Source organism: Roseateles paludis, from assembly GCF_039872745.1.
Taxonomy (GTDB): domain Bacteria; phylum Pseudomonadota; class Gammaproteobacteria; order Burkholderiales; family Burkholderiaceae_C; genus Pelomonas; species Pelomonas paludis.
Genome location: NZ_JBDPZD010000002.1, coordinates 538,862 through 554,060, shown reverse-complemented (window position 1 = coordinate 554,060; position 15,199 = coordinate 538,862). Strand labels below are relative to the sequence as shown.

The following is a 15,199-nucleotide window of genomic DNA, read 5'->3' as shown; positions in this document are numbered from 1 at the left end:
AGCACACCGCGACTCCCCCCCCGGCGCGCAGCCTCACCACTGATGAAGCGCGCTGTACACCCCCCTTCCGATGGGCCCGAGGCCCCGGCATCCGCGCTGGTAGGTTCGGCGCTGCCGGATGACGACGACGCCCCTGCACTGGGCGCCGCTCCCGCCCCCACGCCACCGCGGCAGGCAGGCGATGACCCCGACCCTGGCAATGCCCTGCAGGTCTATCTGCGCGACATCCGCCGCACGCCGCTGCTGACGCCCGAGGAGGAGTTCAGCACCGCGCTGGCTGCGCGCGCCGGCGACTTTGCAGCGCGGCAGTCCATGATCGAGCACAACCTGCGCCTGGTGGTCAGCATTGCCAAGAACCACCTCGGGCGCGGCTTGCCCATGAGCGACCTGATCGAGGAAGGCAACCTCGGCCTGATGCACGCGATCGGCAAGTTCGAGCCCGAGCGCGGATTTCGCTTCTCGACCTATGCGAGCTGGTGGATCCGGCAGGCCATCGAGCGGGCGCTGATGCACCAGTCCCGCCTGGTGCGACTGCCGGTGCACATCGTGCGCGAACTCAATCAGGTGCTCAAGGCACGGCGCGCACTGGAGGCCTTGCAGAGCGCCCATGGCGAAGCGCGTGTGCGTGCCGAGGACATCGCGGCGGTGCTGCACCGGCCGGTCGACGAAGTGACCGAGCTGCTGGTCTACGCCGAGCTGCCCAGTTCGCTGGACGCGCCGGCCGACCGTGCGGCCGAGACGGGCGAGTCGGTGCTCGACCTGGTGGCCGACGACACGGCCGTGGACCCCGAGGGGCTGCGCCTGTCGCACGAGGTCGAAGACCTGCTCCGCCATGGGCTGGCCAGCCTCAACGAGCGCGAGCGCGAGGTGCTGGCCGGACGCTATGGCCTGTCAGACCGTGAACCCGAGACGCTCGACGTGCTGGCCGTGCGGCTCAAGCTCACGCGCGAGCGCATCCGCCAGATCCAGCTCGAAGCCCTGGCCAAGCTCAAGCGCAACATGATGCGCCACGGGGTGGATCGAGATTCGATCTTCTGAGCTGGCGTACCGCGCGGGACGCTTCAGGCCGTCGAGATAATCCGGCCCATGAGTCAAGAGAGTGAATGGCTGAAGGTTGAGTCGCTCGACCTGGAAGCGCAGGGCGTGGCCCACAACGCCGAGGGCAAGGTGGTGTTCATCGAGGGCGCCCTGCCGGGCGAGATCGTGCAGGCCAGCATTGCACGCCGCAAAAACAACTGGGAGCAGGGCCAGCTCACGGCGATCCGCAAGGAGAGCTCACAGCGCGTGACGCCGGGCTGCCCGCACTTCGGGCTGCACGCGGGCGCTTGTGGCGGCTGCAAGATGCAGCATCTGCAGGCGGGTGCGCAGGTGGCCGTGAAGCAGCGGGTGCTGGAGGACAACCTTTGGCACCTGGGCAAGGTCAAGCCCGAGGTGCTGCTGCGCCCGATCGAGGGCCCGACCTGGGGCTACCGCTACCGAGCGCGCTTCTCGGTGCGCTACGTGGCCAAAAAGGGCGTGGTGCTGATTGGCTTTCATGAGCGCAAGAGCCGCTATGTGGCCGACATGCAGGTCTGCAAGGTCGTGCCGCCGGTGGTTGGCAACATGCTCATGCCGCTGAGGGCGTTGATCGCGTCCATGGCCGAGCGGGACCGGCTGCCGCAGATCGAGCTGGCCATGGGGGACGAGGTGATCGCGCTGGTGCTGCGCCACCTGGAGCCGCTGCCAGCGGGCGACCTGCAGTTGTTGCGCGACTTTGCCGCCCAGCACGGCGTGCAGTGGTGGCTGCAGCCCAAGGGCCCGGACACCGTGCACTTGCTCGACGCAGGCGGGCCGGACCTGGCCTACAGCCTGCCCGAGTTCGGCATCCACATGCCATTCCGGCCGACCGACTTCACCCAGGTCAACCCGCACATCAACGCCGCACTGGTCGGCCGTGCGCTGCGCCTGCTGGCCGTGCGGCCGAACGAGCGCGTGATCGACTGGTTCTGCGGCCTGGGCAACTTCACGCTGCCGCTTGCCACGCAAGCGCGCGAAGTGCTGGGCATCGAGGGCAGCGAGGCCCTGGTGCAGCGTTCGCGCGAGAACGCCCGGGCCAACGGCCTGGCCCACAAGACGTCCTTCGTGGCGCGCAACCTCTTTGAGATGACGCCGGCCCAGTTGGCGCTGGATGGTTCGGCCGAGCGATGGTTGATCGACCCGCCACGCGAAGGCGCCTTTGCCCTGGCCAAGGCCGTGGCCGACGCGGTGCAGGACCCTGCCCAAGCGCCCGGCTGGACCCCGCCGCAGCGCATGGTCTACGTCAGCTGCAACCCAGCCACGCTGGCCCGGGATGCCGGTTTGCTGGTCAACCTGGCCGGCTACCGCTGCACGGCGGCCAGCGCGGTGAACATGTTCCCGCACACGGCGCATGTGGAGAGCATCGCGGTCTTCGAGCGGCCCTGAGTAGCACTGCAAGCAAGATTGTTTAGTAAACGAATTGATGAAGCCTTCAGGCTCAGGCCATCGTTAGCCTGTCTTCTATAGGTTTTCCCGGGATGGATGCGGTTTCAAGCTAGGGAAGAATGGGTAAACACGGAACTGTTTAGTTCTTGTTGCGTTGGCGGCCTTCGCTTGGGTTGAGGGCCGTCGCGTCATCCAACCCTCAAGAGACCCGAGGCCGCCCATGTCCCTCCCTACTGCCTTTTCCCGCGCGCTCGGCGCCTGCCTGCTCGGCCTGGCCTTGACCAGTGCGGCCCTGGCGCAGTCGGCGCCCGCCCTCAGCCTCAAGCGCGGCGTGAACGCGCTGGGCTACGACCCGATCTGGAAAGACCCCGCCCAGGCACGGTTCCAACTGCGCCACCTGCAGGCCATGAAGGACGCCGGGTTCGACCACGTGCGCCTCAACCTGCACGCTTTCGAGCACATGGATGCCGAGCACCGGCTGTCGGCGTCCTGGTGGAAGCTGCTGGACAGCGTGCTCGATGCGGCCGCCAAGGCCGGCCTGCAGGTGCTGGTGGACGAGCACAACTTCAACGAATGCGCGCAGGAGCAAGACCTTGCGCCCTGCCGCGTCAAGCTCAAGGCCTTCTGGCGCCAGGTGTCCGAGCGTCTGCGCGCGGCGCCGCCCTCGGTGGTGTTCGAGATCCTGAACGAGCCCAACCGGGCGATGGATGCCGTCTGGAACGAGGTGCTGGCCGAGAACCTGCAGATCATCCGCGAGACCAACCCAACACGGCGCGTGGTGGTCGGGCCCAAGGTCTGGAACTCGCTGGGCGAGCTTGACACGCTGAAGCTGCCGGAGGCGGACCGCAACCTGGTGGTCACCTTCCACTACTACACCCCGATGGAGTTCACCCACCAGGGCGCGCACTGGACGCCGGAATTCAAGAACCTCAAGGGCATCACCTGGGGCACCCAGGCCGACCACGACCGGCTCAAGGCCGACTTCGACAAGGTCAAAGCCTGGGCCGACAAGCATGGCCGCCCGATCCTGCTGGGCGAGTTCGGGGCGTTGGAATCCGCAGGGATGCCGCTGCGCGCGGTCTGGACGGCTGCCGTTGCACGGGCCGCCGAGGCGCGCGGCTTTGGCTGGAGCTACTGGCAGTTCGATTCGGACTTCGTCGTCTGGGACATGAAGGCCGATGGCTGGGTCAAGCCCATCTTGGACGCGCTGATGTCGGCGCCGGCGCCAGCACCGGTCGCGGCTGCACCGGCCGCCCCGCGTGACCCTGTCCAGGACGCCATGATCAACACGCCAGACGCCGCCGCTTGGGGCGTCTACGGCACCAAGCAGACCAACGAAAAGGTGCCCTGCGAGGCCATGGGCAATCGCTGCCTGCGGGTCAAGGTGCAGGAGCGGATGCCCAACGCCTGGGACGTTGGCGCGCTGGCGCCCATCAAAGGCGCCATCCGCAATGGCGACCGTCTCCAGGTCCTGGTGTTTGGCCGGCTGGTCAGCAGTGACCCCCAGGCAACGGCCACGGTCAACGCCTCGATCCAACTGGCCAGTGCGCCCTACACCAGCGTCATCTCGGGGCCGCTGACCCTCACCACCAAGTTCGAGGCCCTGGTCATCCAGGGCAAGGCGACCGAGAGCTTTGCCGAGGGCACGACCTCGGTGTCGGTGCAACTGGGGCACCTGGCCGAGGCGGTGGAGCTGAGCGCACCTGTCGTGCTGCGCAACTACAAGGCGGGGTCCAAGAACTGATCACCCCCCAGCCATGAAAAAAGGCGGCCCGAGGGCCGCCTTTTTGTTGGTGCTGAGGCAGGGGTTCAGTCGCGCTCGCCGCCAAAGATGCCCAGCAAGGACAGCAGGCTCTGGAACACGTTGTAGAGGTCCAGGTAGATGTTCAACGTGGCGCTGATGTAGTTGGTCTCGCCGCCGTCCACCACGCGCTTGATGTCATAGAGCATGAAGGCCGAGAAGATGCCCAGGCACAGCACCAGCACGGTCAGCATCAGGGCGGAGGACTGCAGGAACATGTTGACGATGCCGGCAATCATCACAACCAGCGCGCCCACGAACAGGAACTTGCCCATGCTGGACAGGTCGCGCTTGATGATGGTCGAGAGGCTGGCCATGGCGAAGAAGATCGCCGCTGTGCCGCCAAAGGCCGTCATGATCAGGCTCGACCCGTTGCGCAGGCCCAGCACCTGGGCGATCAGCCGCGACAGCATCAGGCCCATGAAGAAGGTGAAGCCCAGCAGGGCCACGACGCCCATGCTGCTGTTCTTGGTGCGCTCAATCACGAACATCAGGCCGAAGGCGCCGACGAAGAACAGCAGGGTGCTGAACCCGAAGCCCATCTTGGCCAGGATGCCGGTCGAAACCCCGACCCAGGCGCCCAGCACCGTGGGCACCAGGGACAGGGCGAGCAGCCAGTAGGTGTTGCGAAGCACGCGCTGCCGGTCCGCAGCGATGGCGGTGCCGTAGGCATAAGGGGTCTGCAGGGTGTCATTCATGGCAACCTCCGATCAAGGGAAACTGGAATGCGACGGATTCTAGGGACTCCGAATGACCACAATCTGGTGCCAACCAACTCCATTTTCAAGACCATGAAGACCAAGCCATTTCTCACGCACGACGATGTCAAACGCATCCTGGCCGCCGCCGAAGCCGAGGCGCAGGCCAATGCCTGGGCGGTGAGCATCGCCATCGTTGACGACGGCGGCCACCTGTTGGCGCTTTCGCGGCTGGACGGCGCCGCGCCGCTGACCGCGCAGATTGCCCCGGCCAAGGCCCATTCGTCGGCCCTGGGGCGCCGCGAGTCCAAAGCCTTTGAGGACATCATCAACCAGGGCCGCGTGGCCTTTCTGTCGGCGCCGGCCGTGCAGGGCATGCTGGAGGGCGGCGTGCCCATCCTGGTGGACGGCCAGTGCATCGGCGCCGTGGGCGTGAGCGGCGTGAAGTCCAGTGACGACGCCGCCATCGCGCGCGCCGGCATTGCGGCTTTGTGATCGCAGGCTTGCGTTTCCACGCAGGCTTCGGGGGGACTCCGGCTGGCTCGGGAAAACCCCGGCCGGCTATACTCGATGGGTTTACCTGAACCCCTCGCCGCCCCGGACGCCAACCCCCTTCGGTTTCCTCATGTCGATGCTGCGTGACGCTGTTGCGCGCGGCTCGGCCGGGCGAGCGCGCCAACTGCGGAGACCTTTGTGCTGGCCGACCTGCTGAACCCCCCTCAAGCGATCCTGGCCTTGGCCGATGGCACCGTCTTTCAAGGGGTGGCCGTCGGAGCCCGCGGCCAGACGGTGGGCGAGGTGGTGTTCAACACCGCGCTGACCGGCTATCAGGAAATCCTGACCGACCCCAGCTACTGCCGCCAGATCGTCACCCTGACCTACCCGCACATTGGTAGCTATGGCGTGAGCGGCGAGGACGTCGAGGCGACCCGCGTGCATGCCGCCGGCCTGATCATCAAGGACCTGCCGGTGCGGGCCTCGAACTTCCGCTCGGGCCGCACGCTCGACCAGTACCTGCGCGACGAGAACACCGTGGCCATTGCCGGCCTCGACACCCGCCGCCTGACCCGCATCCTGCGCACCACCGGCGCGCAAAACGGCTGCATCCTGGCCCTGGCCGATGGCGAAGCCATCACCCAGGCCCACATCGACCGCGCGCTGGCCGCCGCCAAGGCGGCGCCCTCGATGGCCGGGCAGGACCTGGCCCAGGTCGTGACACGTGACAAGGCCGAAGTCTGGACCCAGACCGAATGGCAGCTGGGCGCCGGCTATGGCGAGCAGACCGCCCCGCGCTTCCATGTCGTGGCCTACGACTTCGGTGTCAAGAACAACATCCTGCGCATGCTCGCCTCGCGCGGCTGCAAGGTCACCGTTGTGCCGGCGAAGACCCCGGCTAGCGAAGTGCTGGCGCTCAAGCCCGATGGCGTCTTTCTGTCCAACGGCCCTGGCGACCCGGAGCCTTGCGACTACGCCATCGCTGCCACGCGCGAACTCATCGACTCGGGCATCCCGACCTTCGGCATCTGCCTCGGCCACCAGATCCTGGCGCTGGCCAGCGGCGCCAAGACCTTCAAGATGAAGTTTGGCCACCACGGTGCCAACCACCCGGTCAAGGACCTCGACTCGGGCCGCGTCGGCATCACCAGCCAGAACCACGGCTTTGCGGTGGACCAAGCCAGCCTGCCGGCCACGCTGCGGCCCACGCACGTCAGCCTGTTCGACGGCACGCTGCAAGGCATCGCCCGCACCGACAAGCCGGCTTTCAGCTTCCAGGGCCACCCCGAAGCCAGCCCCGGCCCGCACGACATCGCCTACCTGTTCGACCGCTTCATCGGCCTGATGGCCAATGCGGCCAAGGCCTGAACCGCACAGACCCCCATGCCGAAACGTACCGACATCCAGAGCATCCTCATCATTGGCGCCGGCCCGATCATCATCGGCCAGGCCTGCGAGTTCGACTACTCCGGCGCCCAGGCCTGCAAGGCCCTGCGCGAAGAGGGCTACAGGGTCATCCTGGTCAACAGCAACCCGGCGACCATCATGACGGACCCCGACACGGCGGACGTCACCTACATCGAGCCCATCACCTGGCAGGTGGTCGAGAAGATCATCGCCAAGGAGCGCCCCGATGCCGTGCTGCCCACCATGGGTGGCCAGACCGCGCTGAACTGCGCGCTCGACCTGCACCGCAACGGCGTGCTGGCCAAGTACGGCGTCGAGATGATCGGCGCCAACGAGCACGCCATCGAGAAGGCCGAGGACCGCCTCAAGTTCAAGGACGCGATGACCAAGATTGGCCTGGACTCGGCCAAGTCCGGCATCGCGCACACCCTCGAAGAAGCCTGGGCCGTGCAGAAGGCCATCCAGGCCGAGATCGGCGGCAGCGGCTTCCCGATGGTGATTCGCCCCAGCTTCACGCTCGGCGGCACCGGCGGTGGCATTGCCTACAACCCTGAAGAATTCGAGACCATCTGCAAGCGCGGCATCGACCTCTCGCCCACCAATGAGCTGCTCATCGAAGAGAGCCTGATTGGCTGGAAGGAGTACGAGATGGAGGTCGTCCGCGACAAGGCGGACAACTGCATCATCGTCTGCTCCATCGAGAACCTCGACCCGATGGGCGTGCACACCGGCGACTCCATCACCGTCGCGCCCAGCCAGACTCTGTCCGACAAGGAATACCAGCTGCTGCGCAATGCGTCCCTCGCCGTGCTGCGCGAGATCGGCGTGGACACCGGTGGCTCCAACGTGCAGTTCTCGATCAACCCCAAGAACGGTCGCATGATCGTGATCGAGATGAACCCGCGCGTGTCGCGTTCATCCGCGCTTGCCTCCAAGGCCACGGGTTTCCCGATCGCCAAGGTCGCGGCCAAGCTGGCCGTGGGCTACACGCTGGACGAGCTGAAGAACGACATCACCGGCGGCGCGACCCCGGCCTCGTTCGAGCCCAGCATCGACTACGTCGTCACCAAGATCCCGCGCTTCGCCTTCGAGAAGTTCCCGATGGCCGATGCACGCCTGACGACGCAGATGAAGTCGGTGGGCGAAGTGATGGCCATGGGCCGCACCTTCCAGGAGTCCTTCCAGAAGGCCCTGCGTGGCCTGGAAACCGGCATCGACGGCCTGACCGAACGCTCGGCCGACCGCGAGGAAATCATCCAGGAGATCCGCACGCCAGGCCCTGAGCGCATCCTCTTCGTGGGCGATGCTTTCCGCGTCGGCCTGAGCCTGGACGAGATCTTCGAGCTCACTGCCATCGACCCCTGGTTCCTGGCGCAGATCGAGCAGTTGATCCTGCTGGAAGGCGACCTGAAGGGCCGCCAGCTTGAGTCGCTGTCGCTGGCTGAGCTGCGCCTGCTCAAGACCCGTGGCTTCTCGGACAAGCGCCTGGCCAAGTTGCTCGGCACCAACCAGTTCGAGGTGCGCAAGCGCCGCCATGCGCTGGGCCTGCGCCCGGTCTACAAGCGCGTGGACACCTGCGCGGCCGAGTTCTCGACGCAGACCGCCTACATGTACTCGACCTACGAAGGCGAAGGCGCCGAGTGCGAGGCCCAGCCCACCAGCAAGAAGAAGATCATGGTGCTGGGTGGTGGCCCCAACCGCATCGGCCAGGGCATCGAGTTCGACTACTGCTGCGTCCACGCCGCCCTTGCCATGCGCGAGGACGGCTACGAGACCATCATGGTCAATTGCAACCCCGAGACCGTCTCGACCGACTACGACACCAGTGACCGCCTCTACTTCGAGCCCGTCACGCTGGAAGACGTGCTCGAGATCGTCGAGAAGGAAAAGCCCACCGGCGTGATCGTGCAGTACGGCGGCCAGACGCCGCTCAAGCTCGCACTCGACCTGGAGAAGGCCGGCGTGCCCATCATCGGCACCTCGCCTGACAGCATCGACGTCGCCGAGGACCGCGAGCGCTTCCAGAAGCTGCTGCACGCGCTCGGCCTGCGCCAGCCGCCCAACCGTACGGCCCGCACCGAAGAGGCTGCCGTGCAGCTGGCCAACGAGATCGGCTACCCGCTCGTCGTGCGCCCCAGCTATGTGCTGGGTGGCCGCGCGATGGAGATCGTCCACGGCGACAAGGACCTCGAGCGCTATATGCGCGAGGCCGTGCGCGTGTCGGACAAGTCGCCGGTGCTGCTCGACCACTTCCTGCAGGACGCCGTCGAGGTTGATGTCGACTGCATCTCCGATGGCGTCGAGGTCATGATCGGCGGGATCATGGAACACGTCGAAGCCGCCGGCATCCACTCCGGCGACTCGGCCTGCTCGCTGCCGCCCTACACGCTCTCGGCCGTCGTCCAGGACGAGCTGCGTCGCCAGACGGCCGCCATGGCCCGCGCGCTCAAGGTCATCGGCCTGATGAACGTGCAGTTCGCCATCCAGGGCGATGTGACGGGCGATCTCTCCGCCTGCACCATCTACGTCCTCGAAGTGAACCCGCGCGCCTCGCGCACCGTGCCCTATGTGTCCAAGGCCACCGGCCAGCAACTGGCCAAGGTCGCAGCGCGCTGCATGGCCGGCGTCAAGCTGCAAGACCAGAAGGACCGCAACGGCCAGGTGCCGCACGAGGTGGTGCCGCCTTACTTCAGCGTCAAGGAAGCCGTCTTCCCCTTCAACAAGTTCCCGGGCGTGGACCCCATCCTCAGCCCCGAGATGCGCTCCACCGGCGAGGTGATGGGCGCGGCCAAGACCTTTGGCGAGGCCATGCTCAAGAGCCAGATCGGCGCCGGTTCGCGCCTGCCACGCTCGGGCAATGTGCTGATCACCGTGAAGAACAGCGACAAGGCCCGTGCCGTGGCCGTGGCGCGCGACCTGCATGCGCTGGGCTTTGGCATCGTCGCCACCAAGGGCACGGCAGTCGCCATCGAGGCAGCGGGCGTTCCGGTGCGCACCATCAACAAGGTCAAGGACGGCTGGCCGCACGCGGTCGATCTGCTCAAGGGCGGTGAGATCCAGCTGGTGTTCACTACCGTGGACGAAACCCGCACCGCCATCGCCGACAGCCGCCACATCCGCCAGGCGGCGCTGGCCAACCGCGTCACCTACTACACGACCATGGCCGGCTGTGAGGCCGCCGTGGAAGGCATGAAGCACCAGGACGGCCTGCTCGTGCAGTCCCTGCAAGAGCTGCATGCGGAGCTGACCTGAGTCAGAGCCTCGCGCTTCGCGTTTAAGATTTACCGCACTGACTCCGCCGCCGCTGCCCACTGCGGGCCGCTGGCGGCGGCTTCTTTTTGTCCTCAGAGATTGCTAGATATGTCGACGATTCCCATCACCAAGCGCGGCGCCGAGAAGCTCAAGGAAGAGCTGCACCGCCTCAAGACCGTCGAGCGGCATGCCGTCATCAACGCCATCGCCGAGGCGCGAGCGCAGGGCGACCTGTCCGAGAACGCCGAGTACGACGCGGCCAAGGACAAGCAAGGCTTCATCGAGGGCCGCATCCTCGAAATCGAGGGCAAGCTGGCGGCCGCGCAGATCATCGACCCCAGCCAACTGGACGCTGGCGGCCGCATCGTGTTTGGCTCCACCGTGGACCTGGAAGACGAGGACAGCGGCAATGCCGTGACCTACCAGATCGTGGGTGAGGACGAGGCCGACATCAAGGAAGGTCGCATCTCCATCGGTTCACCCATCGCGCGGGCCTTGATCGGCAAGTCGGTGGGTGATGCGGCCGAGGTGCAAGCGCCCGGCGGCGTGCGCCGCTACGAGGTCATGGGCGTGCGCTACGAGTGATGCGCCCCAAGCTCCATGCCCTGCTGGCCGCCCTATGGGGCGGCTTTTTGCTGTGCGTCGCCCTGGCGGCGGCACCCAGTGCCTTTGCGGTGCTGGAGCGCACGGTGGCGGGCCTCTACGTGGGCCGGCTGTTCAGCGTCGAGGCCGAGGTGAGCCTGGCTGCCGCGCTTTTGGCAATCCTCTTTGAGCGGCGGCATGCCCGTGATGCCCTGGACGCGGGCCAGCCCGTGCCGGCCCTGTCGGCCGAACTGCTGCTGCCCGCCGCAGCGCTCTTTTGCACCGTGGCCGGCTACTACGGCTTGCAGCCCCTCATGGCCCAGGCGCGCGCGGGCACGGGCATCGCCAGCTTTGCGGCGCTGCACGGGGTCTCGCTCGGTTTCTTTGGGCTCAAGGGCCTGGCGGTGCTGGCCCTGGCTTGGCGCCTGGTGAGCCGGCTCAGTCCTGGCGCTGCTTCTTGACGCTGCCTTGGCGCGGCTTGGCGCGCTTGACCTCGCCGCCGGCCGTCACGCGCTCATTGCCAAAGACCTTGAGCTTCTTGATGGTGGGGCGGCTGTTGCCGTTCTTGGCGAACTTGACGATCTTGACCACGCGCGGCCCGGGCATGGCGTCCTCGCGCTCGGCCTTGGCCTTGGGCGGCAGCGGGCGCCACAGCACCAGCAGCTTGCCGATGTGCTGGATGGGCGCGGCCGACAGCTCGTCGCACAGCTGGCCCAGCATGGCCTCGCGGGCCGTGCGGTCGTCGCTGAAGACACGCACCTTGATCAGGCCATGGGCCTTGAGGGCGGCGTCGGTTTCCTTGACCACGGCGGGCGTCAGGCCGTCTCCACCGACCATCACGACGGGGTCGAGGTGATGGGCAGCGGCGCGTTGTTCCTTGCGCTCGGCAGGGGTCAGAATGATTGCAGGCATGTCGGGATTATCGAATGAAGACACAGACCAAGAGCAAGAAGCTCAACAAGGCATGGCTGAACAACCATGTGTCGGACCCCTATGTGCAGCAGGCGCAGAAGGACGGCTACCGGTCCCGCGCCGCCTACAAGCTCAAGGAGATCGACGAGGAACTGAAGCTGATCCGCCCTGGGCAGGTGGTGGTGGACCTGGGCGCCACCCCGGGCGCCTGGAGCCAGTACCTGCGCCGCCGCTTCGCGCCCAAGGAGGCGGGCCAGGGCGGGGCGGCCGTGGGGCAGCTCAATGGCACCATCATTGCGCTGGACCTGCTGGACTTCGAGCCCATCGAGGGCGTGCACTTCATCCAGGGCGACTTTCAGGATGCCGCCGTGTATGCCCAGTTGGAGGCCGCGCTGGCCAGCCGCCCGGTCGATGTGGTGGTGTCTGACATGGCGCCCAACCTCTCGGGCATCGCCTCCACCGATGCTGCGCGCATCTCCAATCTCGTCGAGCTGGCGGTGGACTTCTCGCGCCAGCACCTCAAGCCCGACGGGGCGCTGGTGGCCAAGGTTTTCCATGGTGAGGGGTACAGCCAGCTGGTTGAACTCTTCAAGGCCAACTTCCGCAAGGTCAAGGCCGTGAAGCCAAAAGCGTCACGCGATCGCTCGGCAGAAACCTTTCTCGTTGGTGTGGGCAAGAAGCCGTAAGTCGGCTTGCAGCTTGACTCTCCTAAAATCGCCCCCATGTGCGCCGCACGGTCAGCAATCGGGGGGAACCCCTTGCCAGTCGCTGGCCGGTGCCGCCTGACCCAGGAGTCCCTGTGAACAATCAATGGTTTTCGAAATTCGCCGTCTGGATCGTGATCGCCCTGGTGCTGTTCACGGTCGTCAAGCAGTTCGGCGGTGGATCGGCCCCGGGTAACACCATCGGCTATTCAGAGTTCCTCGACGAGGTCCAGGCACGGCGCATCAAGTCCGTCACCCTGCCAGACGGTGCGGGGGGCTCCGAAATCATTGCGGAGACGACCGACGGCAAGAGGCTGCGCGTCACCGCCACCTACCTGGACCGTGGCTTGGTGGGTGACCTGCGCAACGCCGGCGTCAAGTTCGACGTCAAGCCGCGCGAGGAACAAAGCCTGCTCGTCAGCATGCTGATGAACTGGGGCCCCATGCTGCTGCTGATCGGCGTCTGGGTCTACTTCATGCGCCAGATGCAGGGCGGCGGCAAGGGCGGAGCCTTCAGCTTCGGCAAGTCCAAGGCCCGCATGCTGGACGAGAACAACAACACCATCACCTTCGCCGACGTGGCCGGCTGCGACGAGGCCAAGGAAGAGGTGAAGGAGCTGGTGGACTTCCTGAAGGACCCGCAGAAGTTCCAGAAGCTTGGCGGCCGCATCCCGCGCGGCGTGCTGATGGTCGGCCCTCCGGGCACCGGCAAGACCTTGCTGGCCAAGTCCATCGCCGGCGAGGCCAAGGTGCCCTTCTTCACGATCTCGGGCTCTGACTTCGTCGAGATGTTCGTCGGCGTGGGCGCGGCCCGTGTGCGCGACATGTTCGAGCAGGCCAAGAAGAGCGCGCCCTGCATCATCTTCATCGACGAAATCGACGCCGTGGGTCGCCATCGCGGTGCGGGCCTGGGCGGTGGCAACGACGAGCGCGAACAGACCCTGAACCAGATGCTGGTCGAGATGGACGGCTTCGAGACCAATCTCGGCGTCATTGTCATCGCGGCCACCAACCGCCCTGACATCCTGGACCCGGCCCTGCTGCGCCCGGGTCGCTTTGACCGCCAGGTCTACGTGACCCTGCCGGACATCCGTGGCCGCGAGCAGATCCTCAACGTCCACATGCGCAAGGTGCCCATCGGGCAGGACGTCAACGCCTCCATCATTGCCCGCGGCACGCCCGGCATGAGCGGCGCCGACCTGGCCAACCTGGTCAACGAAGCAGCCCTGTTCGCCGCGCGCCGCAATGCCCGCCTGGTCGAGATGATCGACTTCGAGCGTGCCAAGGACAAGATCTACATGGGCCCCGAGCGCAAGTCCATGGTCATGACCGAGGACGAAAAGCGCGCGACGGCGTATCACGAGTCCGGCCACGCCGTGGTGGCCGAGATGCTGCCCGGCACCGACCCGGTCCACAAGGTGACGGTGATGCCGCGTGGCCGTGCGCTGGGCGTGACCTGGCAACTGCCCGAGCGTGACCAGCACAGCCTCTACTTCAAGCAGATGCTCAACCGCATCGCCATCCTGTTCGGCGGTCGCGTGGCCGAGGAGATCTTCCTGAGCGATATCTCGACAGGCGCCTCCAACGACTACGAGCGTGCCACCGGCATGGCCCGCGACATGGTCACCCGCTACGGCATGAGTCCGGCCCTTGGCCCCATGGTCTACGCCGAGAACGAGGGCGAGGTCTTCCTCGGCCGCAGCGTCACGCGCACCACCAGCATCAGCGAGACCACGCAACAGAAGGTGGACTCCGAGATCCGCCGCATCCTCGACGAGCAGTACGCCGTGGCCAAGCAAATCATCGAGACCAACCGTGACAAGATCGAGGCCATGACCGATGCGCTGATGAAATGGGAAACCATCGACCGCGACCAGGTGCTGGACATCATGGCCGGCCGCCCGCCGCGTGCGCCCGGTGAAGGCTCGGCCCCCAGCGGCCCGACCGACGGCGGCGGCAGCCCCAACATCAAGCCGGACAGCGCCCCTCAAGCCGCCTGACCGACGCTGACCCCACCAAGGCCCGATCTGATCGGGCCTTTTTCCATCCCGGCCCCATGCACTGGCAGACCCGCCGCTTCCGCCTCGACCTCAGCCGCCCGCGCGTGATGGGCATCGTCAACGTCACGCCCGACTCCTTCTCGGACGGCGGCCAGTTTGCGGCCGCGCGTGAGGCCATTGCTCATGCCGAGCGCCTGGTCGCCGAGGGCGCCGATCTGCTCGACATCGGCGGTGAATCCAGCCGCCCCGGTGCACCGCGTGTCGAGGCCGAGGCCGAGTGGGCGCGCATCGAGCCCGTGCTGCGCGCCAGCCTGCAGCTGGGTGTGCCCGTGTCTGTGGACACCTGCAAGCCCGAGGTCATGCGGCGTGCCATCGAACTGGGCGTGGACGTGGTCAACGACATCCAGGCCCTGCAGGCGCCCGGCGCGGTGGACGTGGTGGCCGGCAGTGAGGTCGGTGTCTGCCTGATGCACATGAAGGGCGAGCCCGCCACCATGGCCCAGCTCGCAGAGTACGTCGACGTCGTTGGCGAGGTGGCCGCCTTCCTGCGTGAGCGGGCCGACGCGGTGCGCGCTGCCGGCGTGGCGGCCGAGCGGGTGTCCATCGACCCCGGCTACGGCTTTGCCAAGACCCACGAGCAGAACCTGCGCCTGCTGGCCCGGCAGGCTGAACTTGCCACGCTCGGCCACCCCTTGCTGGTGGGCTGGTCGCGCAAGCGGACCCTGGGCGAGATCACCGGCCGTGCGGTGACCGAGCGCCTGCCGGCCAGCCTGGCGGCGGCGCTCAAGGCCGTCCAGCACGGCGCGCACATCCTGCGTGTGCACGATGTCGCGGCCACCGTGGATGCGCTCAAAGTGTGGCAAGCCGTCAGCGACAATGCCGGCCCCAATCAGATCTGATCAGAGG

13 protein-coding genes are annotated in these 15,199 nt (G+C 66.6%); 11 read left to right on the top strand and 2 right to left on the bottom strand.

Features of this window, described 5'->3' with window-relative positions; genetic code table 11:
- The first annotated feature begins 42 nt into the window (after positions 1-42).
- From rpoS to ABDJ85_RS08480, 3 genes are all read left to right on the top strand, one after another.
- Complete coding sequence (gene rpoS / locus ABDJ85_RS08490; protein ID WP_347704322.1) at positions 43-1,038, top strand: RNA polymerase sigma factor RpoS; 996 nt, start codon at positions 43-45, stop codon at positions 1,036-1,038.
- Positions 1,039-1,086: 48 nt separating this feature from the next.
- The gene (rlmD, locus tag ABDJ85_RS08485; RefSeq protein WP_347704321.1) at positions 1,087-2,442 is read left to right on the top strand and encodes a 23S rRNA (uracil(1939)-C(5))-methyltransferase RlmD; all 1,356 of its coding nucleotides are present in this window, start codon (positions 1,087-1,089) and stop codon (positions 2,440-2,442) included.
- 220 nt (positions 2,443-2,662) lie between these two features.
- On the top strand, positions 2,663-4,186 hold the full coding sequence (locus tag ABDJ85_RS08480; protein ID WP_347704320.1) for a glycoside hydrolase family 5 protein: 1,524 nt from the start codon (positions 2,663-2,665) through the stop codon (positions 4,184-4,186).
- Between the two features lie 65 nt (positions 4,187-4,251).
- Here the strand turns inward: ABDJ85_RS08480 and ABDJ85_RS08475 are convergent, their stop codons facing one another.
- On the bottom strand, positions 4,252-4,941 hold the full coding sequence (locus ABDJ85_RS08475; RefSeq protein WP_347704319.1) for a Bax inhibitor-1/YccA family protein: 690 nt from the start codon (positions 4,939-4,941) through the stop codon (positions 4,252-4,254).
- 93 nt (positions 4,942-5,034) lie between these two features.
- Between ABDJ85_RS08475 and ABDJ85_RS08470 the strand changes: the two genes are divergently transcribed.
- From ABDJ85_RS08470 to ABDJ85_RS08450, 5 genes are all read left to right on the top strand, one after another.
- Positions 5,035-5,436: a GlcG/HbpS family heme-binding protein gene (locus ABDJ85_RS08470; protein WP_347704318.1), complete on the top strand. Its 402-nt coding sequence runs from the start codon at positions 5,035-5,037 to the stop codon at positions 5,434-5,436.
- Between the two features lie 198 nt (positions 5,437-5,634).
- Positions 5,635-6,804, top strand: coding sequence for a glutamine-hydrolyzing carbamoyl-phosphate synthase small subunit (gene carA / locus ABDJ85_RS08465; RefSeq protein WP_347704317.1), 1,170 nt, complete (start codon positions 5,635-5,637; stop codon positions 6,802-6,804).
- Positions 6,805-6,819: 15 nt separating this feature from the next.
- Positions 6,820-10,095: a carbamoyl-phosphate synthase large subunit gene (gene carB, locus ABDJ85_RS08460; protein ID WP_347704316.1), complete on the top strand. Its 3,276-nt coding sequence runs from the start codon at positions 6,820-6,822 to the stop codon at positions 10,093-10,095.
- A gap of 108 nt (positions 10,096-10,203) precedes the next feature.
- Positions 10,204-10,680 (top strand): transcription elongation factor GreA, encoded by a 477-nt coding sequence (gene greA, locus ABDJ85_RS08455; RefSeq protein ID WP_347704315.1) that lies wholly within the window; start codon positions 10,204-10,206, stop codon positions 10,678-10,680.
- A complete protein-coding gene (locus ABDJ85_RS08450) occupies positions 10,680-11,138 on the top strand; it encodes a DUF4149 domain-containing protein (protein ID WP_347704314.1) in 459 nt (152 codons plus the stop codon). The genes greA and ABDJ85_RS08450 overlap by 1 nt, the downstream gene beginning before the upstream one ends.
- Here the strand turns inward: ABDJ85_RS08450 and ABDJ85_RS08445 are convergent.
- Positions 11,116-11,589 carry a YhbY family RNA-binding protein gene (locus tag ABDJ85_RS08445; protein ID WP_347704313.1) on the bottom strand — a complete coding sequence of 158 codons (474 nt, stop codon included), beginning with the start codon at positions 11,587-11,589 and terminating at the stop codon, positions 11,116-11,118. The two genes, ABDJ85_RS08450 and ABDJ85_RS08445, sit on opposite strands and share 23 nt — an antisense overlap.
- Positions 11,590-11,603: 14 nt before the next feature.
- On the opposite strand from ABDJ85_RS08445, the gene ABDJ85_RS08440 reads away from it, so the two are divergent.
- From ABDJ85_RS08440 to folP, 3 genes are all read left to right on the top strand, one after another.
- A complete protein-coding gene (locus tag ABDJ85_RS08440; RefSeq protein WP_347704312.1) occupies positions 11,604-12,275 on the top strand; it encodes an RlmE family RNA methyltransferase in 672 nt (223 codons plus the stop codon).
- A gap of 113 nt (positions 12,276-12,388) precedes the next feature.
- Positions 12,389-14,293 (top strand): ATP-dependent zinc metalloprotease FtsH, encoded by a 1,905-nt coding sequence (gene ftsH, locus ABDJ85_RS08435; protein ID WP_347704311.1) that lies wholly within the window; start codon positions 12,389-12,391, stop codon positions 14,291-14,293.
- A 56-nt stretch (positions 14,294-14,349) separates the two neighbouring features.
- On the top strand, positions 14,350-15,192 hold the full coding sequence (gene folP, locus ABDJ85_RS08430) for a dihydropteroate synthase (RefSeq protein WP_347704310.1): 843 nt from the start codon (positions 14,350-14,352) through the stop codon (positions 15,190-15,192).
- Positions 15,193-15,199 lie beyond the last annotated feature (7 nt).